Raw genomic sequence first — 20,177 nt, 5'->3', positions numbered from 1 at the left:
CATATATGTTCAGCCTCGTGGCTTTGCTTCTGTCATTCACTGACTCTGACAGGCGTTTCTCCCTCTCAAAATCAAGTGAACGCACAGTTCCTCTTTGGCAGTATCACATACTCCGCCTTCAGGTGTTCATCGTCTATTTCTACGGGGGGTTGGCCAAACTGAATCCCGACTGGCTAATTTGTGCTGAACCGATCCGGAGTTTTGTATCATACGTTTTTCCTGAAATGGTCGAGTCCGATGTTTTTGTTTCATTTTTCAAGTATGGGGGGCTTCTTTTTGATCTTTTAATTGGATTCCTCCTCTTTATCAAGCCGACTCGGATGATCGCGCTCATATTCGTAGCTTTCTTCAACTTCTCTAACGCCTACATATTTGATGATATCGGAATCTTTCCGTTCATCATGTTCTTTGCTACGATAATCTTTTTCAGCGAAGACGATATAGTTGTTCAGAAAATCAAAGGTGTTCTGGGAATGAAGCCAGGGATACCTCAAGCCACTCAGTCATCTCTCCCCGCTTTTCCAAAGGTCCTAATCCTTTTCTTCTGTTTCCAGCTACTATTCCCCCTTCGCTATATTTTGCTCCCACATGACAAGGACTGGACGGGAATCGGGCAGCGATTTGCTTGGAGGATGAAGATTCAATCCAGACCGGTCGAGCAATATGAAATCTACGTAACAAGTCCACAGATCCCAGGTGAGTCTCAGGTTCAGATCAATACCTTTATCAACACGATGCAAATGACAGTCATGTCTCAGGATCCTGTTGCGCTTTGGCAGTTTGCCAATTATGTCAAACAAGAGGCCTTGAAACAGGGAATTCCTGAGCCAGAAGTGCATGCTCGCATAAGAGTCTCGATGAATGGTAGTCCCGAACAATATATTGTAGACCCATCTGTTGACCTCTCAATGCAGGACTATGATCCACTAGGCTATAACGAATGGATTCCTGAACGCATAGGAAATTGTCTGGATCAATGACCGAGCCCCTAGACATAGCTCTTGAAATCGACCCTCCGGATCCGATCCTGCTGACAGAACTCCTCTTCATGCAATCCCCCGGAGGGACCGAGATGATTGCAATCATCATCATCTTGATACTTCTGGCCTGTTCTGCTCTTATCTCTGGATCTGAAGTTGCCTACTTCTCGTTGAGTCCGGTGCAGATAAAAGAGGTGTCTGAAAGCAAGGTAGAGTCTGACGTCAAGGTGGACGCTCTTTTGCAGCATCCCGAGCGGCTTCTTGCTACAATCCTCATTCTGAACAACCTGATCAACATCGCCATCGTAGTACTCTCATCGGTTGTGGTCGAAGGCATGGTGGACTTCAATGTACTCGGAGTCTTTTGGACCTATTTCATCCAGATCGGTGTGGTGACCTTCATCATTCTCATGGCGGGAGAGGTCCTGCCAAAAGTATATGCGAGTACACACAATCTGAGTCTAGCGCGCCTGATGAGTACCCCTCTCACGGGTTTTGCCATCGTTCTCAAGCCTCTTAGTCGAAGCTTGATCCAGATGGGGGCCATGGTCAAGAAGCGCGTCAAGAAGGATTCTGAGATAACGGTAGGTCATTTGGAGCACGCCATGGAGATCACCAAGGACGAGAACACACGTACTGACGAGACACGCATACTGGAGGGCATCGTGAAATTCGGGAATATAGATGTGAAGCAAGTGATGACACCGCGTGTTGACACCTTCGCACTGGAGCTGAATACCGATTTCGAGGAGTTGCTTTCGCTGGTAGTGGATAAGGGCTTCTCCAGAATCCCCGTCTTCAGGGAATCCTTGGATGATGTGGCCGGTGTGCTTTATCTCAAAGACCTCATCCCATTCATCAAGATGCGCAAGCTCAATTGGCACAAACTGGTCCGACCGGCCTATTTCGTCCCAGAGAGTAAAAAGATCGATGATCTGCTGAATGAGTTCCAAGAATCCCGAAGGCACCTTGCCATCGTGGTGGATGAATATGGGGGAACATCGGGCATCATCACCTTAGAGGACGTGATAGAAGAGATCGTAGGTGAGATCACGGATGAATTCGATGATGACGACCTCAACTATACCAAAGTGGATGCGCAGACCTATATACTCGAGGGAAAAACGCCCCTGGTAGACATGTACCGCATCCTTGAGATAGAAGGTGATCGATTTGAAGAGTCAAAGGGCGAATCAGATACTTTGGCCGGATTCATCATAGAACAGGCCGGTAAGATCCCCCTGAAGAACGAGCGTATCGATTTCGAGGAATTCACCTTCATTATCGAGGCGGCTGACCGAAGGAAGGTGCGCCAGGTCAAGGTGGTCATGAATGAACAAGTCGATGAAGATGAATAGGTGCTTGGGGTTCATCTGTCTTTTGCTGTGCATGTCCTGTGGCCCTGAATCACGTCCTCGACCTACTGGTCAACTACGGATCGACCTTCCAGCGCATACCTATGCAGAAGCGGAAACCCGATGTCCCTATACCTTGGAAATCCCTGGTTATGCTCACATCCGTGAGCGATCGGCCAATGATTCACTCTGCTGGAGCGATCTGGTCTTCCCTGGGCAATCAGCTACGGTACACCTGACCTACAAACGTCTGGATGGGAATCTAGCCCAAGTGCTTGATGAGGCCATCGGGCTGACCTATGAGCACCACATCATGGCAGACAACATTGAGAATGAGACCATTGTCCTCCCCGAGTCTCAAGTGTATGGTACGGTATCCAAAGTGTATGGTAATGTGGCCAGTCACCTTCAATTCTATGTGACGGATAGCTCAGAACACTTCCTGCGTGGAGCGCTCTACTTCAATGCGCCTCCTAATATGGATTCTTTGGCTCCTGTGGTCGACCATTTGGAGAAGGACCTCGACCATCTGCTTTCCTCTCTCAGGTGGAAAGAGTAAAACCCCCTCTGACCACATAGCGTGCAGTCTGTCTGCTTCGCTGTTCTACAAGGACCTCTCTCCCTTCCAGCAGCCGCTGTATCGTCTTCTCATCATAGTGCCTTACTGTAACGAGTGACAAGCCTTGATTGTAGAGGATACGAAAAGACCCGCTAAGTGAGTCTCTGAAGTCATCGACCCGCTGTCCCTTATCGTCCAAGCAGATCGACAGTGAGAGCGCTGAATTCTGGACCAGATTCGCCCTCAGACCCTGCTCTGACATGGCCTTGAAGATCTCTGACAGATTATCCTCCATGATGAAGGAGAAGTCAGTAGGGATGATAGATACCAGTACTTGGTTCTGTTTGAAGATATATGAGGTGTGGTCCTGGTCTTTGGAGTCGTCTTCATGGATCAGGGTTCCGCCCTTATCGGGGTCGTTGAATGAACGCACATAGAGCGGAATGTTCTTATTCTGGAGGGGCTTGAGGGTCTTTGGGTGGATGACGGAAGCTCCATAGTAGCTCAGCTCTATCGCCTCTTTATAGCTCAGCTTTTCGATGGTCTGAGCCTTAGGGAAGTATTTTGGGTCTGCATTGAGCATGCCTGGCACATCTTTCCAAATGGATACCTCCTGTGCATCCAGTGACCAGGCCAGGATACCTGCTGTGAAGTCGGAGCCTTCGCGACCGAGGGTGGTCACATTTTCCCCGTTGGATCCGATGAAACCCTGGGTCATCACCAGCAGTTCATCCTCCTCATGAAGCGCACCACCTGTGATCAATTCGTTTCTGTGCTGTTGTATGCGCTGTTGACTTTTCTTCAGGTCAACTTTGGCCTCTTCTGGTCTGCTATCGGTACAGATCAATTCACGAGCATCTGCCCATTCATTGAGAATCCCCACAGAATTCAGGTAAGCGCTTACGATATGGGTGGAAAGGAGTTCTCCGATACTGATCACTTCTGCATAGGCTTGATGACCCGTGTCGGGGGCTTGCTCCAAGCTTTCCTTCAGTTGAATGAATAGATCCTCTACTTCGTTCCAGACCTCATTCTCACCGAATGGAAACAGGTCCCGCATGATGTCTTCATGAAAGGTGCGTATCCGCTCCACGGATTGCTCGCGATTCTCGAACTGGTGGCGGTATGCTTCCAGAACTGATTCGAGCGCATTGGTGGTCTTACCCATTGCAGAGACCACTACCCATAGTTCTCCGTCATTGTACTCCTCAATGATATGGGCCACATTTCTGACTGATTCGGCATCTTTGACCGATGCTCCTCCGAACTTATAGACTTTCATTCAAGCGAATTCTACAGTTTATCCAATCTTGATCGAATTCTGCCCCCAGTTCGGAGTAGAATCCTATTGCTTTCTCGTTCCAATCCAAGACCTGCCATTCAAGGCGTTTGTACCCTCCTCGTTGTGCACGATGCAGTACAGCATGGAACAGCTCGTTTCCTATTCCCCTTCCTCTATGTGACTCGGTCACTACCAGGTCTTCCAGATACAGTGTAGCACCTTTCCATGTGGAATACCGCTCATAGAAGAGTGCCATACCTACCACCTTACTATCCAGGGTGCTCACCAGACATTGGAATCTCTTAGTCTTGCCGAATCCATCCTTTTGAAGGTCCTCTACCGTCAATGACACCTGGTCTTCGGCTTTTTCAAACCTTGCGAGTTCCCGTATCAGTCCGAGAACATCCCCCATGTCTTCAGAAGCTGCAGGTCGTATCTGGAAATCAGTTTGCACCTGCACTTTCGATATGTATGCCCACCCTTTCGATTCCTTGGAGAAAGGTGTCGCGCATGGCGTGTTCTACACGTAGCACATAATCTCCTGGCAAAGGGAGCTTCTTCCCTTGCTTATAGAGAATGCTATTGTCGAAGGTCGATCCGATTCCTTTTCCAGTCCACCTACCATCAGGTGTGGCCAGGGATGGGAAATGCACTGTATCCCTGAGGGAACGTCCGTTGGGGAAGTCCATCTCGATGAATACATAGATGTTCCTATAGGGGTAGTCGTCATTGTTCCTGATATCCAAGTAGAAATCAAGATAGCTGGAGGTGTCTGTGGAGTTCAGTTCGAATTCTACCGCCTCTCCGGCTTTCCAGCCGTCAGGGGCTAGTTCTTCCGAGTCAAAGAAGAAATACTCTTTGGAGCAGCTGACGAGAAGCAAGGTGAGTACGACTAACTGTATGGGCTTTTTCATTGTTTTCCTGTCCCTGGACAATTGCATCGAACCTAGTCACATTTATTCCTCGTGTGATGCGGATGCCTGGAGTATTTGTCCCAGATGATTGTTGAATAAGCGATCGATCTTTCTCTACCTGCCTCTATGCTTCCGCAGATACTTGCTGTTCTCCTCTAGGGGTGCGCAATAGTCTCATCAGCTGGAATGAGACATCGAGCAGGATGACCCGTGCATTTCCGTGGCGTTCGATATCTCGGATGGCCGTATCCATGAGCTCGGCCAAATCCTCTGCATTCTCCATATGTATGAATGGGGAGAATCGGGTGGTGAACACGTCTTCTTTGTCTGTCTCTTCTGCTTCGGTGCGAATGAAATTCTTCTTGAAAGCCGCTTGAAAAAGCTCAGCCGTGCGATGCAGTACCCGCTTTACTTCCTCTCGACCTGTTCCCGCCATGCTATCCGACCAATCCATGGTCTCCGGGACCTTGCGCTGATAACACAATCTCAGCCAGTCCATGACCTGTTCAGAGACCTCATCCGGTTCGCCTACAAGCAGCTCGAGCGCAAGTGAGATATTCCCCTCTGATCGGATAGCTGCCTCTTGGAGTTCATTGTCGGGGCAATCACTCCATCTCGCAAGTGTGGGCAAGATCTCCGCTGGGCTAAGTGTATGTACATCGATGACCTGGGTACGGGATCGGATAGTGGGCAGCAGTTTATCCGCGTCACATCCGACCATGATGATGATCGAACCCTGCGGGGGCTCTTCGATCAGCTTGAGCAGCTTATTGGAGCACTCCGGATTCATCAGTTCGGCCATCCATATCAGAAGCACCTTATGTTTTCCCTCAAAGGCCCGCAGTCCTAGTTTCTTGGAAACGGCATCTGCCTCGTATTTACTGATTATGGCCTTTTTATTCCGTTCCCCTCTGGACCGGGTCCATAGATCGTATGATAAGTAGGGGTGCTCCTTCAGGGCGTCTCTAAGCTCTTGAATAGAGCCCTCACTGGTCCTGCTGACAGACTGGACCATGGGGAATACTACGTGTAGGTCCGGGTGTTCCAGTCTGGAAGCTCGGTCATCCACGTTGCCGAACATATCCGGGTCTCCTGCCAGCACCTCTTGGGCATATGCGATCGCCAATTGAAGAGCTCCCCCACCATCCACACCTTGGAAGTACTGGGTGTGAGGTATTCTGCCCGTTCTGACCGAATCCTTGAGGCGATCGGCCAAGCCACGATGTATCTCCAATTGTTCCAAGAACATGGTTCGAAATTAGGCTTTTAGACAGGCGGTTCTCAAAGCCTGCTAATTTTGCCCGCTCATCGTTCGCAAATATTTGTTTCCAATGGACTATCTGATAGACAGCTTCGACTTCAAGGGCAAAAAAGCCATTATCCGTGTGGATTTCAATGTGCCCATCAAAGAGGGGGAGATCACAGACGATACGCGCATCCGTGCTGCGCTGCCTACTATTAAAAAGGTCCTGCAAAGCGAGGGTTCTGCAATCATCATGTCGCATCTAGGGCGACCTGAGGGGAGAGAAGAGAAATATAGCCTTTCGCAAGTGCAAGGGGCACTCGAGGATATGCTAGGAGTTCGGGTCACTTTTGCTTCAGACTGTATCGGGGATGAAGTTCGACTGAAGGCCGAGCAATTGAAGGAAGGAGAAGTGCTTCTCCTGGAGAATCTGCGCTATCACAGTGAAGAAAAGGCAGGTGATCCGGATTTTGCCCAGCAATTGGCCGCTCTGGCCGATGTCTACATCAACGATGCCTTTGGCACAGCACACAGAGCACATGCTTCAACGGCTGTTATCGCAGATCACATAGAGGCGTCCCTCCCTGGATATCTGCTCGAGAACGAGGTGCGCAATGCACAAAAGGTGCTCGACAATCCAGAGCGACCCTTCACAGCAATCGTAGGAGGGGCCAAGGTATCAAGTAAGATATCCGTTCTGGAGAACCTGATCAGCAAGGTCGATCACCTCATCATCGGTGGGGGTATGGCCTACACCTTCATCAAAGCACAAGGAGGGGATGTGGGGTCTTCTTTGGTGGAGGATGAGTTTCTCCAGCAGGCGAGGGACATAATGAAAAAGGCGAGTGAAGAATCCACCTCACTCCATCTGCCGAAAGACAGCGTGGTGGCAGACGCGTTCTCCAACGATGCGCAGCACAAAGTGGTGCCTTCTGAAAAGATCGATAGCGGCTGCATGGGCTTGGATATCGGTCCAGAGGCTATAGATGAGTTCTCATCTGTGATCCAAGAAAGCGGAACGATCCTATGGAACGGCCCGATGGGCGTATTTGAAATGGAGAACTTCTCCAAGGGTACCCTTGCCATCGCGAAGGCCGTAGCCAAGGCAACGTCAGAGCGATCGGCATACTCGCTCATCGGAGGTGGGGATAGTGTGGCGGCTATAAACGCCTTTGGTCTGGCCGACCGGGTCAGCTACATATCTACTGGGGGTGGCGCTATGCTGGAGCTTCTAGAAGGAAAGACTTTACCGGGAGTTGCCGCGGTCATGCCCCAGGGCTGAGCGAATCCACATCAGGCAAGCTCTCTTTCATCTTCTTCGTCCACTCATTGTCTTTAACAGCCGGGATGATGAGCGGGGCTAGACGGGAGAGCGGTACATACAGCACGCTTTCTTCATGTAGATCATCTGAGATCATGCCCAGATCTTCATCGAGTGTTTCTACCATGGTGATGAGTACGCTCAGAATGACTGCGATCTTCAATGCGCTGAACACCCCCCCTGCCAGCTTATTGACAAAACCCAAAGAGACCATGTCGACCAACTTCTCGACCATTCTTCCCAGCAGGTTGACCAGAATGACGATCACTATGAACGTGACGGCAAAAGAGAGAATGGGAATGTAGCGGTCATCGATCTCCCATTGTTCACGTAGAAGTACTGCCGCTCGATCGCTGAAGCGTATCGCTCCGTAAATACCCGCAATCAAGGCCGCGAGTGTGGCGATCTCGATGATCAATCCTTTTTTGAATCCCTTGTAGAGTCCCCAGACCAAGGGAATGGCGATAATGATGTCCAAGACATGAGGCTTCATCTCGCACAAATTAACGAGAATGCCGCTCTTGGTATTAGAAATATCTGGGGTTACGTGCGAATGACTTCTGCCTAAAGGCCCACATCAGGGCAATCTCATGAGAGCCTAGACTGTATCTACCCAGCGCATGTAATGAATAATCAAAGGCATACCCGACCCTGAGTTGATGATGTACCTGATACTCTACCATAGCCACCACAGCGTCTAGATGCCTGTAAGATAATCCGGTCCAGATCTTTTTCTTGAATACGACATTGGTGTTCAGGTCGAATTGGATTCCCGAATTCGGTAGCACTCGCACTAGGAAACTGGGTTTGACGACCACTTGTCGGTTGACCTTGTGGACATATCCACCTGTCAGCAGGTGCTCCATGTTCCCGAAAGTGAAGGTGGTCCGTATCTCTTCAGCATTGATCAGGCTATAGCTGAGTACTGAAGGAAGTGAGTATCCACCGTACCATTCCTTGGTCTGATAGTAAACCCCTGCGCTGAACAAAGGTCTGATCAATCCTCTTGAATTCTGTTGGAAGAGTGGATCATCGGTCTGATCTATCTCCACATCACTCCACCTGGATGAGCCTATGGCCACTCCTGCTCCTATTCCGAATCTCATCTCTCCCCTGTCCAATTCCAGTTCATAGGAGGAAATGGCATTGAACCCGATATCACTGGATACACCGGATTGTTCATGGGTGGCCATGAAACCAGCAGATAATGGCGAGTTCTTCAAAGGAGAATGTATACTCGCAATCTGGGCAACAGGAGCTCCTTCGAATCCCGTCCATTGGTTCCGATAGTTGACATTGACTGAAAGCGTGTTCTGTGAACCTGCATAAGCAGGGTTGAGCACCAGGCCGTTGAACATATATTGAGACAACACACCGCTGTGCTGCCCCATGGCCTGCATGGTCAGTAAGAACAAGGCTATGGTCAGTCCTTGTCGAAAGATGGTCATCCGCTTCATCATTCGCTTCTAGAGTGATTCTGTCACTCTTCTCAATGTGATTTAATACGGATGAACGGGCAATTAGTTACCCTGTAGACCTAATAATCTCCATCGGATAACCCATATATGAGGTCGTGAAGAATGCACACAGCAGATCAGCGCCTGTGCTGGAGGTCGGTTGAGAATCGGATTGGGGGCAGACTGTGGATCGTCCGGGCTACTGAAGAATCAGTGTCTCTTCGTTGATGGTCTCTGGTTCGATCTTGATGATCCCTTCCACCATGGATGTATCCAAAGTGGCTTCGATGTTCAATACTGCAAATCCAGCCTGACCTTGCTCATAGTACTCCGAGAAGTCGAATACCGCTTCTCCAGATGCGTCAGTGAATTGCTCGACTTCATCGATCAACTCATTGGTCTGCACTTCGGTGGGCTCTGGATAGAGGCGCACGAGCACCTGCTCTTGAGGTATCCCGTCCACATCCACTATACGTATCAGTGCAATGGTATCCTCCTCCTTGTCACATGAGGTCCAAGTGAGAGCGATTACGGCCATAGCCATCCAGATGATCGATGCCTTCATATTCACGATGTTTTACTTTCGCAGTGAGAACGAGCGAAGTTAAGCAATTCGACAACGAACGTTCTACCCGATTACCGGCTTATTGGTATAGGAATGTGCACTAACTTGTAGTCCAGAGTAAATGATTTCAGAGATAGAGGATATCAAAGCAGAGATTCAGGCGATGAATGGCGCCCCACCTGAGGGGGTAGAGGCATTCAGAGTCAAATACCTGGGCCGGAAGGGAAAGATGAAGCAATTGTATGAAGGCTTCAAGACCATCCCCAATGATGAGAAACGCGAGGTGGGTCGGCTTTTAAATGAGCTGAAATCCTTTATCGAACAGCGCATTGCAGAGTGGAGTAGCACTGAAGGCCCAGAGGATCACGACAGGCGTGACCTGACCCGTCCGGGTACCACGGTCGGACTTGGAGCGACCCATCCGATCAGCATCGTGAAGAATGAGGTCGTAGATATTTTCAAACGTATCGGATTTGTGCTTTCTGAGGGTCCTGAGATCGAGGATGACTGGCATAATTTCAGCGCGCTCAATTTTCCGCCCGAGCACCCGGCCCGTGACATGCAGGATACCTTTTTTGTCGATGAGGATCATGCTTTGCGTACACATACCTCCTCTGTGCAAGTACGGGTCATGGAATCCACTCCACCTCCCATCCGTACTATCAGCCCAGGTAGGGTATTCCGCAATGAGGCCATTTCAGCGCGGTCCCATTGTATCTTCCATCAGATCGAAGGCTTATACATCGATAAGGGTGTGTCCTTTGCCGATCTGAAACAGACCTTGTTGTATTTCGCTAAAGAGCTATTGGGAGAGCAGACCGATATTCGATTGCGTCCATCCTATTTCCCTTTCACCGAACCTAGCGCAGAAGTGGATGTGTACTGGGGACTGGAGACCGAGACCGACTATCGCATCACCAAGGGTACGGGCTGGTTGGAGATTCTGGGTTGCGGTATGGTCGACCCAAATGTTCTCAGCAATTGCAATATAGACCCCGAGGTCTACTCTGGGTTTGCTTTTGGAATGGGAATCGAGCGATTGGCCATGCTCAAGTTCCAGATTCCGGACATCCGCATGTTCTTCGAGAACGACCTCAGGTTCCTGACACAGTTCCGTTGATCACTTGACCTTGCTCAACTTGAGCATGTTGGTCATTCCCTGCTCTGAGATGGGCATACTGGCGATGTTGATCAGCAGATCACCATCCTCCACCATGTTCTCTTTTTTCAAGATGTATTTGATGTCGGCTATGGTGTGATCGGTACTGACCATCTTGTCGTAGTAGAAGCCCCTCACTCCCCATACCAAGCTCAATTTGTTCAGTAGGGAGCGGTTGCCGGTGAATACAAATATCTGGGCCTTTGGGCGATAGCTACTGATCTTATTGGCCGTATATCCTGAATGGGTCATGGTCACTATGCCTTTGGCCGCTGTAGATTCTGCCAGCTTGGCCGATGTGGCACAGATGGCATCGCTGATCATCCGCTCTGTATCCACACTCACCAGTGCTTGAGGTCGAGAATAGATCTTCTCATATTGCTCCATGCGCAGCACGATGGAGGTCATGTTCCTGACCACACCCACTGGGAATTGCCCTACAGAAGTCTCCCCGCTGAGCATCACTGCATCTGTTCCATCCAATACGGCATTGGCCACATCATTTACCTCTGCCCGTGTAGGCTGGAAATTGGTGATCATGCTTTCCATCATCTGAGTGGCCACTATCACGGGTTTGGAATATTCCCTACACCGATCGATCAACATCTTCTGGACCAAGGGCACTTCTTGCATGGGTATCTCCACCCCTAGATCACCTCGTGCGACCATGAGTGCATCCGATTCCACTATGATGTCAGTGATCTCATTGAGCGCCTCGGGCTTCTCGATCTTTGCGATGACCCTGGATCTTCCTTTGCGTTCATTGATGATGTGCTTAAGCTCGAGGATGTCACGTGCCGAGCGTACAAATGAGAGTGCGATCCAATCGAAATCATGGTGTATCGCGAATTCGAGGTCCTCACGGTCTTTGGGCGTCAAACTAGGTTGACGTATCGTGGTATCTGGTAGGTTGACTCCCTTGCGTGAGAAAAGAAGCCCACCATGTTTGACTCGCGCATTGACCTTCGTCTTTCCATCGGATTCCTCAACGATGAGTTTGAGCTTACCATCATCGATGAGAATAGTCTCTCCCGGCTGCACATCCTTGGCAAAGGAATCATAGCGCACCTGTATCTGACCGTTCTTCGGCTCATTGGTGGTGAGTTCCACCATTTCTCCTTCGAGCAGCTCTACTCCGGAATCCTTTACCTCTCCTACTCTGAGTTTCGGGCCCTGTAGATCCCCCAGGATGGCTATGTGCGTGCCTTCTTCTTCATTGAGCCTTCTGATCCGTTCTACCACCTTCAAGTGGGTCTCATGGTCACCGTGGGAGAAGTTGATTCTAGCCACGTCCATCCCCTCTTCTACAAGCTGTTTGAGCGTCTCGTAGTCTGCAGATGCTGGGCCTATAGTGGCCACTATTTTGGTTCTTTTTACTTTCCTCATAGGTGTTCTGTAAATGGTCTGGCCACCAGATCCTCATCTGAGCATTCCAGTCTGGTGATTGCCAATACCCCCCTGATCTCATTTAGCGTGTCTACACAATCGTGTATGGAGCGATGAGAAGATTCCAATTTAAACAGGTAATCCAGTTTCCTCTTGTCGTCATACAATGAACGACCTTGACCCAGATTGGATACGAGAATGGCCTGCTCCTGCTCCCCCTCATGAAGGAAGACGGAGAAATGGTATTCTTTTTGATCCTCGAAGAGCGTGTCGTTCGGGCTCTTGTTGACATTACTTATGCTGAAATCTTCTTGACGGGTCAGTTGAAGACCCAAGCTCTTGTTGATCGACCACACCAAGCGGTGCTCAGACCAATTGGATTGTATGCCCAATAGCTTGAGTTTTACCTCCTCATCCAATTGCAATTTCCACTTGACCATCTTCAGAACGAAGATAGAAATACCCCTTGGTACATGGGTTTTATTCTAGTATCTCGATAACTGCCAATGCCCGTTTGGCCGCTTCTTTTTCCGCCTTTTTCTTGCTCCTTCCCTCGCCTTGGGCTATCAACATGTCCCCGATATAGATGGAGGCCTTGAAGCGTCCATCGGGCTTGGGTCTGACCCTGAAGTTGAGTGCCTTCTTCTTCTTCTGTGACCATTCTAGCAGCAAGCTTTTTGCGTCATGCAGATTCTCGAGCATCAAAGGAACATCACAGGTCTCTTTGAACATCGCGATAGCAGCTCTGTGGGTAAGAGTATAGCCTTGGTCTAGGTACATGGCGCCAAAAATGGCTTCCAATACATTACCTATGATCAGGGAGGGGTCGAGGTCCTTCTGTTTGACCAATTCCAGTTCATCGACCAGACCGTACTGATGCCCGATACTGTTCAACTGGTCCCGACTGATGATCTTGGCTTTGAGTTTGGTCAGTTCGCCCTCATTGAGCGTGGGAAAGTCTTTATACAGGAAATCTGCAACTATGAGGTCGAGCACCGCATCACCCAAGAGCTCCAGTCTCTCATTATCCTTGTTTTCTGCTGAGGACCGATGGACCAACGCAAGGTCATAGAGCCTTTGGTCCTTTATTCGGATGTTGAATCGTTGGTTGAGGAATCGGATGTTGTGACTGAGGTCCCGCTGACGGAAGACCCCCTTGAGGTTGCCTAGAAAGGTCCTCATTCAGCCTTTTTGAAGATCACAGATGCATTGTGTCCCCCAAAACCGAAGGTGTTGCTCAACCCAGCGCGGATCGGTCGCTTCTTGGCCTCATTGAAGGTGAAGTCCAGTCTCTGATCTATATCCTCATCAGGGACTTTGAAGTTGATCGTTGGTGGTACGATATCCTCCTTAACGGCCATCAATGTCGCGAAGGCCTCAACAGCCCCTGCTGCACCCAATAAATGACCTGTCATGCTCTTTGTTGATGAGATGCTCAAGTCATAGGAGTGCTCTCCAAAGACATGTAGAATAGCCTTGGCCTCGGCAACATCACCTAATGGAGTGGATGTGCCATGCACATTTATGTAGTCTATATCTGTAGGAGAAAGACCTGCATCTTTGAGGGCGTTCTTCATCACATTCATGGCCCCGAGTCCCTCCGGGTGTGGGGCTGTCAAGTGATGTGCGTCTGCCGACAATCCGCCACCAACCATCTCTCCATATATCTTGGCACCACGCGCTTTTGCGTGTTCATATTCTTCGAGGATCAAACTTGCAGCTCCTTCACCCAATACAAATCCATCCCTCTCCTTATCAAAAGGCCTTGAAGCCGTTGCTGGGCTATCATTGCGCTGAGACAAGGCGTGTAGGGCGTTGAATCCTCCGACACCTGCTTCATGCACGCAGGCTTCCGATCCTCCGCTCACAATCACATCTGCCTTACCGAGTCGAATCAGATTGAATGAATCGATCAAGGCATTGGTAGCTGAAGCGCACGCTGAAACGGTCGTGTAATTGGGGCCTCTGAATCCGAATTTCATCGACACGTGACCCGGAGCGATATCCGATATCATCTTGGGGATGAAGAAGGGATTGAAGCGGGGTGTGCCATCTCCTTGCCCGAATTCCAATACCTGTTGTTGGAAGGTGTAGAGGCCACCGATACCCGATCCCAGCACCACACCCACGCGGTCCGGGTCCACTCCGCTTTCTATGAGACCCGCATCCGCCACTGCTTCGGTGCATACCACCATGGCGTACTGGGCAAAGGGGTCCATTTTACGGGCCTCTTTCCGGTCTATGTGGTCAAGGGGGTCGAATCCCTTGACCTCACAGGCGAATTGTGTCTTGAATTTTGAAGCATCGAAATGCGTGATAGGTGCAGCACCGCTCTGGCCGGATTTTAATCCCTGCCAGAACTCAGAGGCCGTATTGCCGATGGGGGTCAGCGCACCGACCCCGGTTATCACTACACGTTTGAGCTCCATCTTACGCTATGTGTTCAACCAGCGTTCTTCTCGATGTACTCCACCGCCTGACCGACCGTTCCGATCTTCTCGGCCTGGTCATCAGGAATGGAAATGTTGAATTCTCTTTCGAACTCCATAATGAGTTCTACGGTGTCCAATGAGTCTGCTCCCAGGTCATTGGTGAAACTTGCTTCAGCAGTCACTTCTGAGGCATCTACCCCCAATTTGTCGACTATAATTGCTGTTACCTTCGATTGTATATCAGACATGTGTTTCTGTTTAAGGCTGTTTTATGAATGCGCAAATAAATGAAGATTCGCCTTATTTACCAATAAAGCCAGCCAGTTAGCCATTTCTGTCATTTTGCCTGCATCTCAAGTCCCGTGCCAATAATAGGCTCTCGACCAAGAGAATTCCCTTTTCCGGACCACTCCGAGACGCAGCCCTTTTGGTCTAGTTTTGCGTAATATACGATTTCGAAATGAAGAATCTGGTCATGCTCGCATCGGGTAAAGGAAGCAATGCGGCTCGCATTATCGAGTACCTCTCATCAGCGGGTCGACCGGTAAATCCCCTGCTTATCAGCGACCGGGAATCCAGCGGTATATATGCCTTGGGTGAGCAGTATGGGGTCCCTACCAGGCATCTTCCGTTTGATCGAATGCAGTCTGGCGAACTATTAGAAACTATCCGTGACCACCGGGCCGATCTGGTGGTGCTGGCCGGTTTCCTGCGTATGATCCCTAAAGAAGTAGTCAATGAATTCGGTTCTCGTATGATCAATGTCCATCCGTCCCTTCTTCCTAAATATGGTGGTAAGGGGATGTATGGTGATCACGTGCATCGAGCGGTCATCGAATCCGGAGAGGATACAAGTGGGATCACCATCCATCGGGTCAACGAGCGGTTTGACGAAGGGCGTGTCATCGCTCAGTTCCATTGCCCGGTGCACGCTGATGATTCCGCGGAGGATCTACGGGCTCGTGTTCAGAAATTAGAGCACCGGTACTTCTCATACGTTGTGGAAACTCTTCTCTTTGGGCTATGAATATTGCAGAGATCCTCACTGCCAGTCTGGTGCTTTTTGCTGTCATAGATATTATCGGCAGCATCCCCCTGATACTGGACCTAAAGAAGAAGACCGGGAAGGTGAACTCGGAAAAGGCCAGCTTGGTCTCCTTGTTGATCATGGTCGCTTTCCTCATATTAGGGGAGCGGATCATCACTTTGATAGGTATCGATGTGAACTCTTTTGCTGTAGCGGGTTCATTCGTGCTCTTGGTTCTGGCCTTAGAGATGATCCTGGGTGTCGAGATATTCAAGCATGAGCCCGACCTGAGTCCTGATATTGCGAGTATCGTTCCCTTGGCTTTTCCGCTGATCGCAGGAGCGGGTACCATGACCACCTTGATCAGCCTCCGGGCCGAATACGAGATGGTCAACATCCTGATCGCTATCTTGATCAATATCCTACTGGTATATCTCGTGTTGCGATCCACCAAGTGGCTGGAGCGCCTTCTCGGTCCGGGTGGGATAGCCATTCTGAAAAAAGTCTTCGGGATCATCATCTTGGCGATCGCGGTCAAACTGTTCTCCAGCAATGCCAAATCCCTGTTCATCTGACGTATCGCTTGGCTAAAAAGAAAAAGAAATACTACGTGGTATGGGAGGGGCATACCCCGGGGGTCTACCACAGCTGGGCCGAATGTCAACGCCAGACGAGCGGATATGCCAATGCGCGTTATCGGTCCTTCTCGTCTTTGGAGGAAGCCGAGGCTGTATTCAAAGACCCAGGAAGTGTCAAGCCTTCTAGTAAGAGGAAACCCATGTACTATGTGGTCTGGCAAGGGAAGACTCCGGGAATCTACTCGAATTGGGATGAGGCCAAGGCTCAAATAGAGGGCGCCAATAAACCGAAATACAAAGCCTTCGGCAGCCGTATGCTCGCTGAAAAGGCATATGAGGAAGGCCCTGATGCCTATGAAGGACGGGGCTTTAAGAAGACCCGTGATTTAAGCCCGGAAGAGCTAGAGAAGATAGGGCTTCCCATACCAGAATCCATCAGTGTAGATGCGGCCAGCAATGCCCAGACAGGTGTATTCGAGTACCGTGGGGTCATCACCGATAGTGCCACTGAGATTTTCCGTGTAGGGCCTTTTCAGGCGGGCAGCAATAACATCGGGGAGTTCTTGGCCATCGTTCATGCGCTGGCCTATCTGAAGAAGAATAGGAGTTCCTTGCCCATCTATTCTGACTCTCGCATCGCTATGGGATGGGTGAAAAAGGGCAAGGCTGCGCCTAAGAAGGCGGGGCCCAAAGCGCGGAGTCTCATACAGCGTGCTGAGAAGTGGTTGAAGGACAATAGTTACGACAACCCGATATGGAAATGGCACACCAAGGTCTGGGGCGAGATCCCGGCCGACTTCGGACGTAAGTGATTACTTTGTGACTATGGAATTCGAGTTGCCGGACAAACGTATCATCACTGTCGAAGAGCAAGAAAGTGGTTCTTGGTCTGTGGATGGGGAAGAAATGGATCTAGATGTACAGCGTCTGGGCCCAGCTGAGTTCCATGTCATTCAGGGAGAGATGGGCTATCGGGTCTTCATCGAAGATCGTGATGAAGAGACCGGCTCGATGGTATTGCGGGTCAATGGCGAGCGGGTCGATATGCGTTCTCGTGGTAGATATGAGTCCCTTCTGGAATCCCTAGGGATGAAGGACCTTGCCTCCAGTAAGGCCAAAGACCTCAAGGCGCCCATGCCCGGTCTTGTGATCGAGGTATTCGTCTCCCCAGGAGATGAAGTCGAAAAGGGTCAGAAGCTGCTGGTGCTGGAGGCCATGAAAATGGAGAACATCATCAAGGCCGAAGCTCCCGGGCTCGTCAAAGATGTACTGGTCAAGAACAGTGACTCTGTTGAGAAGAATGAGGTCTTGATCCACTTCGAGGCTTAGCGAACGGTCGATCCGGCTGCGATAGGTGCATCTGGACTCACAAATCGCAAGCGCCCCTCCTCATCTTCTGCCATCAACACCATACCTTGGCTCATCACCCCTCGTATCTTCCTGGGTTCCAGATGGGTCAATAGACACACCTGTTTCTCAATGACCTCATCGCTGGTGTAATGTTCCGCAATACCCGACACCACTGTTCGCTCTTCGCTCCCTATATCGACCTGTAGTTTGAGTAGTTTATCCGCACCTTCAACCCGCTCTGCTGAGCGTATGGTGCCGATACGGATGTCCATTCGTGTGAAGTCGTTGAAGGAGATGTTCTCTACCTCTGCGGTTTGCTCTTCGCTTTCCATGGTGGGTTCGAGTTTTTTCTTTTGAACTTTTATCTCCTGGTCATCTACCGGCTTGAAGAGATGGGCGGCTTTTCCCAAAGCAGCTCCTGCTTTGACTTCGGTGGCACAGTCTCCAAGCATCTCTTTGAGCCGTTCTACCGCATCAGGCAGGAAAGGCTCAAGAGCCAAGGTAAGGTGTTGGACCAGTTCTAATGAAGTGTACAGCACGGCCTTGGTCTGTTCGGGGTCCGTTTTGATCGATTTCCAAGGTTCGCTCTCTGCCAAGAATTTGTTGCCGATCCGCGCGCCTTTCATCGCGTGTTGGAGCGCCTCCCTGAATCGGAAGCCTTCAATGGCCTTGCTGATCTCCTCCAGATTCTCATCGAATAGCTTTTGAAGCTCTGGGCTGGGAGTAGGAATGCTCTCCGGGTCTGGTGCATGACCGTCATAGTACTTGCCACAGAGCACCAGACATCGATTCACGAAATTTCCGAGAATGGCCACCAATTCATTATTCACTCGCGCCTGATAATCGTCCCACGTGAACTCGCTGTCCTTGGTCTCAGGAAGAATGGAGGTGAGCACATAGCGCAGCTCATCTATTCGTGCAGGGAAGTCTTCTAGATACTCATGCAGCCAGACCGCGTGATTTCGTGATGTGCTGATCTTATCGCCCTCGAGATTCAAGAATTCATTGGCTGGTACGTTGACCGGAAGGTTGTAGCCCCCATGCTGCTTGAGGATGATGGGGAAGATGATGCAGTGGAACACGATATTATCTTTCCCGATGAAGTGGATCAATTGCCGATCCTCATTCTGCCAATACTCCTTCCAGTCTTTTCCTTGCTCTTCACACCATGCCTTGGTAGCACTGATATAGCCTATGGGTGCGTCCAACCAGACATAGAGCACCTTGTCTTTGGCCTGATCCAGGGGCACGGGCACTCCCCAGCTGAGGTCTCTGGTCATCGCCCTAGGCTGAAGACCCGCCTCGACCCAGGACCTACATTGCCCTAGCACGTGTTTTTTCCACTGCTCAGGGTCATGGTGGTCCTTCCCGTCCAAGACTCCCACTTCCAGCCATTTCTTTATCCAGTCCTCGTGCCTATCCATGGGAAGGAACCAGTGGGTGGTCTTCTTCAGCACCGGACTCGATCCTGATAAGGTCGATTTGGGGTCGATCAGCTCCCTGGGTGAAAGCGCGCTTCCACAGCGCTCACACTGATCGCCATAGGCTTCTGTGTAAGAGCAATTGGGGCAGGTGCCCTTGATGTATCGGTCAGCCAGGAACATCTGCGTCTCTTCATCGAAGAACTGCTCTGTCTCCTGTTCGATGAATGAGTCCTTCTTATACAGTTCTAAGAAAAAATCGCTTGCCGTCTGGTGATGAAGCTTACTCGAGGTGCGGTGATAGAAGTCGAAGGATATTCCGAATTTCTTGAAGCTCTCCTCGATCTGGAGATGGTATCGATCGACCACCTCCTTTGGTGAGACCCCGTCCTTCTGTGCTCGTATAGTGATGGCAGCACCGTGCTCATCACTACCGCATACCCAGAGCACATCGTCTCCCTTGGACCTCAGGTGCCTGACATAGATGTCTGCATTCAGATAAGCCCCCGCTACGTGGCCGATGTGCAAGGGGCCATTGGCATAGGGTAATGCTGATGTGATGGTGAATTTTCTTGCCATGATTTCTTGGCCAGCAAATATAGCTTGATGCAGAAGGTGACTTGCGGATTGCCTGGCGATTAGTTCATTTGTGTCATGCAGATGCCCCCCTTCCTTGAAGATGGAGACACTATAGCCGCCATAGCGCCCTCCCGCTGGGTGCCTGAGGGAGTTCTTGAGAATGCACGGAACATCTTAGCTGGGCTGGGGCTGAATCTCGTATGGGATGCTTCTATCAACGAGCAATCCGGTCAATTTGCGGGGGAAGACCGCCATCGGGCAAGCTCGATGATGAAGGCTTGGTCCAACGTAGAGGTGAAGGCCTTATGGGCCGCACGAGGGGGATATGGTGCGCAGCGGATACTCGAAACACTTGATTCTAAAGCGATGCAAGATGCGCCCAAGTGGTTCATCGGTTTCAGCGATAGCACAGCGATACATGCTCGTTTGAATCAATTGGGCATCCTGTCCATACATGCTCCTGTGCTCAGCATGGTGCCCTTGGTCCCTGTGGAGGATGTGGATGCTTGTGCTTCGATCCTGCAGGGTGGTATATGGAAGGGGTTGGAATGTGTCCCCCATCCGTTGAA

General features: G+C 50.3%; 23 protein-coding genes. 10 read left to right on the top strand and 13 right to left on the bottom strand.

Features of this window, described 5'->3' with window-relative positions:
- From HKN79_08070 to HKN79_08060, 3 genes are all read left to right on the top strand, one after another.
- Positions 1–980, top strand: a 980-nt coding sequence (locus tag HKN79_08070) for an HTTM domain-containing protein (GenBank protein NNC83518.1), incomplete at its 5' end; no start/stop codon positions are given.
- Between the two features lie 92 nt (positions 981–1,072).
- A complete protein-coding gene (gene gldE, locus HKN79_08065; protein NNC83517.1) occupies positions 1,073–2,338 on the top strand; it encodes a gliding motility-associated protein GldE in 1,266 nt (421 codons plus the stop codon).
- 31 nt (positions 2,339–2,369) lie between these two features.
- Positions 2,370–2,894: a gliding motility lipoprotein GldD gene (locus HKN79_08060; protein NNC83516.1), complete on the top strand. Its 525-nt coding sequence runs from the start codon at positions 2,370–2,372 to the stop codon at positions 2,892–2,894.
- Here HKN79_08060 and HKN79_08055 read toward each other — a convergent pair.
- The 4 genes from HKN79_08055 to HKN79_08040 form a co-directional block, all read right to left on the bottom strand.
- On the bottom strand, positions 2,878–4,176 hold the full coding sequence (locus HKN79_08055; protein NNC83515.1) for an aspartate kinase: 1,299 nt from the start codon (positions 4,174–4,176) through the stop codon (positions 2,878–2,880). The genes HKN79_08060 and HKN79_08055 overlap by 17 nt on opposite strands.
- Positions 4,163–4,588: a GNAT family N-acetyltransferase gene (locus tag HKN79_08050; protein ID NNC83514.1), complete on the bottom strand. Its 426-nt coding sequence runs from the start codon at positions 4,586–4,588 to the stop codon at positions 4,163–4,165. The genes HKN79_08055 and HKN79_08050 overlap by 14 nt, the downstream gene beginning before the upstream one ends.
- A gap of 31 nt (positions 4,589–4,619) precedes the next feature.
- The gene (locus tag HKN79_08045; protein ID NNC83513.1) at positions 4,620–5,090 is read right to left on the bottom strand and encodes a gliding motility lipoprotein GldH; all 471 of its coding nucleotides are present in this window, start codon (positions 5,088–5,090) and stop codon (positions 4,620–4,622) included.
- Between the two features lie 124 nt (positions 5,091–5,214).
- On the bottom strand, positions 5,215–6,339 hold the full coding sequence (locus HKN79_08040; protein NNC83512.1) for a hypothetical protein: 1,125 nt from the start codon (positions 6,337–6,339) through the stop codon (positions 5,215–5,217).
- 82 nt (positions 6,340–6,421) lie between these two features.
- On the opposite strand from HKN79_08040, the gene HKN79_08035 reads away from it, so the two are divergent.
- Positions 6,422–7,615, top strand: a complete 1,194-nt coding sequence (locus tag HKN79_08035) for a phosphoglycerate kinase (GenBank protein NNC83511.1) — start codon at positions 6,422–6,424, stop codon at positions 7,613–7,615.
- On the opposite strand, the gene HKN79_08030 is transcribed toward HKN79_08035, so the two are convergent.
- The 3 genes from HKN79_08030 to HKN79_08020 form a co-directional block, all read right to left on the bottom strand.
- Positions 7,599–8,147: a CvpA family protein gene (locus HKN79_08030; protein NNC83510.1), complete on the bottom strand. Its 549-nt coding sequence runs from the start codon at positions 8,145–8,147 to the stop codon at positions 7,599–7,601. The two genes, HKN79_08035 and HKN79_08030, sit on opposite strands and share 17 nt — an antisense overlap.
- A gap of 34 nt (positions 8,148–8,181) precedes the next feature.
- On the bottom strand, positions 8,182–9,102 hold the full coding sequence (locus tag HKN79_08025) for a type IX secretion system membrane protein PorP/SprF (protein NNC83509.1): 921 nt from the start codon (positions 9,100–9,102) through the stop codon (positions 8,182–8,184).
- Positions 9,103–9,310: 208 nt separating this feature from the next.
- Positions 9,311–9,676 (bottom strand): hypothetical protein, encoded by a 366-nt coding sequence (locus HKN79_08020; protein NNC83508.1) that lies wholly within the window; start codon positions 9,674–9,676, stop codon positions 9,311–9,313.
- A gap of 121 nt (positions 9,677–9,797) precedes the next feature.
- Here HKN79_08020 and pheS point away from each other — a divergent pair, with 121 nt between their 5' ends.
- A complete protein-coding gene (gene pheS, locus HKN79_08015) occupies positions 9,798–10,796 on the top strand; it encodes a phenylalanine--tRNA ligase subunit alpha (protein ID NNC83507.1) in 999 nt (332 codons plus the stop codon).
- Here the strand turns inward: pheS and pyk are convergent, their stop codons facing one another.
- The 5 genes from pyk to HKN79_07990 are packed head-to-tail and all read right to left on the bottom strand — an operon-like array spanning position 10,797 to position 14,901.
- Positions 10,797–12,221, bottom strand: a complete 1,425-nt coding sequence (gene pyk, locus HKN79_08010; GenBank protein NNC83506.1) for a pyruvate kinase — start codon at positions 12,219–12,221, stop codon at positions 10,797–10,799. It abuts the gene before it with no gap.
- Positions 12,218–12,661 (bottom strand): IPExxxVDY family protein, encoded by a 444-nt coding sequence (locus HKN79_08005; GenBank protein ID NNC83505.1) that lies wholly within the window; start codon positions 12,659–12,661, stop codon positions 12,218–12,220. Before HKN79_08005 ends, pyk begins: the two co-directional genes overlap by 4 nt.
- 40 nt (positions 12,662–12,701) lie before the next feature.
- Positions 12,702–13,403 (bottom strand): ribonuclease III, encoded by a 702-nt coding sequence (gene rnc, locus HKN79_08000; protein ID NNC83504.1) that lies wholly within the window; start codon positions 13,401–13,403, stop codon positions 12,702–12,704.
- Positions 13,400–14,650, bottom strand: coding sequence for a beta-ketoacyl-ACP synthase II (fabF, locus tag HKN79_07995; protein ID NNC83503.1), 1,251 nt, complete (start codon positions 14,648–14,650; stop codon positions 13,400–13,402). The genes rnc and fabF overlap by 4 nt, the downstream gene beginning before the upstream one ends.
- Before the next feature lie 14 nt (positions 14,651–14,664).
- On the bottom strand, positions 14,665–14,901 hold the full coding sequence (locus HKN79_07990; protein NNC83502.1) for an acyl carrier protein: 237 nt from the start codon (positions 14,899–14,901) through the stop codon (positions 14,665–14,667).
- Between the two features lie 212 nt (positions 14,902–15,113).
- On the opposite strand from HKN79_07990, the gene HKN79_07985 reads away from it, so the two are divergent.
- Genes HKN79_07985 through HKN79_07970 form a run of 4 tightly spaced genes read left to right on the top strand, consistent with a single transcriptional unit; the run spans position 15,114 to position 17,587 of the window.
- Positions 15,114–15,680, top strand: a complete 567-nt coding sequence (locus HKN79_07985; protein NNC83501.1) for a phosphoribosylglycinamide formyltransferase — start codon at positions 15,114–15,116, stop codon at positions 15,678–15,680.
- Positions 15,677–16,255, top strand: a complete 579-nt coding sequence (locus HKN79_07980; GenBank protein ID NNC83500.1) for a MarC family protein — start codon at positions 15,677–15,679, stop codon at positions 16,253–16,255. The genes HKN79_07985 and HKN79_07980 overlap by 4 nt, the downstream gene beginning before the upstream one ends.
- A gap of 8 nt (positions 16,256–16,263) precedes the next feature.
- Entirely contained in the window at positions 16,264–17,070 is an 807-nt protein-coding gene (locus HKN79_07975; protein NNC83499.1) for a ribonuclease H, read from the top strand.
- A 13-nt stretch (positions 17,071–17,083) separates the two neighbouring features.
- The gene (locus HKN79_07970; GenBank protein NNC83498.1) at positions 17,084–17,587 is read left to right on the top strand and encodes a biotin/lipoyl-binding protein; all 504 of its coding nucleotides are present in this window, start codon (positions 17,084–17,086) and stop codon (positions 17,585–17,587) included.
- Here the strand turns inward: HKN79_07970 and metG are convergent.
- On the bottom strand, positions 17,584–19,608 hold the full coding sequence (gene metG, locus HKN79_07965) for a methionine--tRNA ligase (protein ID NNC83497.1): 2,025 nt from the start codon (positions 19,606–19,608) through the stop codon (positions 17,584–17,586). The genes HKN79_07970 and metG overlap by 4 nt on opposite strands.
- Positions 19,609–19,689: 81 nt before the next feature.
- Here metG and HKN79_07960 point away from each other — a divergent pair.
- Positions 19,690–20,177, top strand: a 488-nt coding sequence (locus HKN79_07960; GenBank protein NNC83496.1) for an LD-carboxypeptidase, incomplete at its 3' end; no start/stop codon positions are given.

Source organism: Flavobacteriales bacterium (genome assembly GCA_013001705.1).
Lineage (GTDB): Bacteria > Bacteroidota > Bacteroidia > Flavobacteriales_D > JABDKJ01 > JABDLZ01.
The sequence above is the reverse complement of the archived record's forward strand: the minus strand, read 5'-3'. Positions and strand labels throughout refer to the sequence as shown.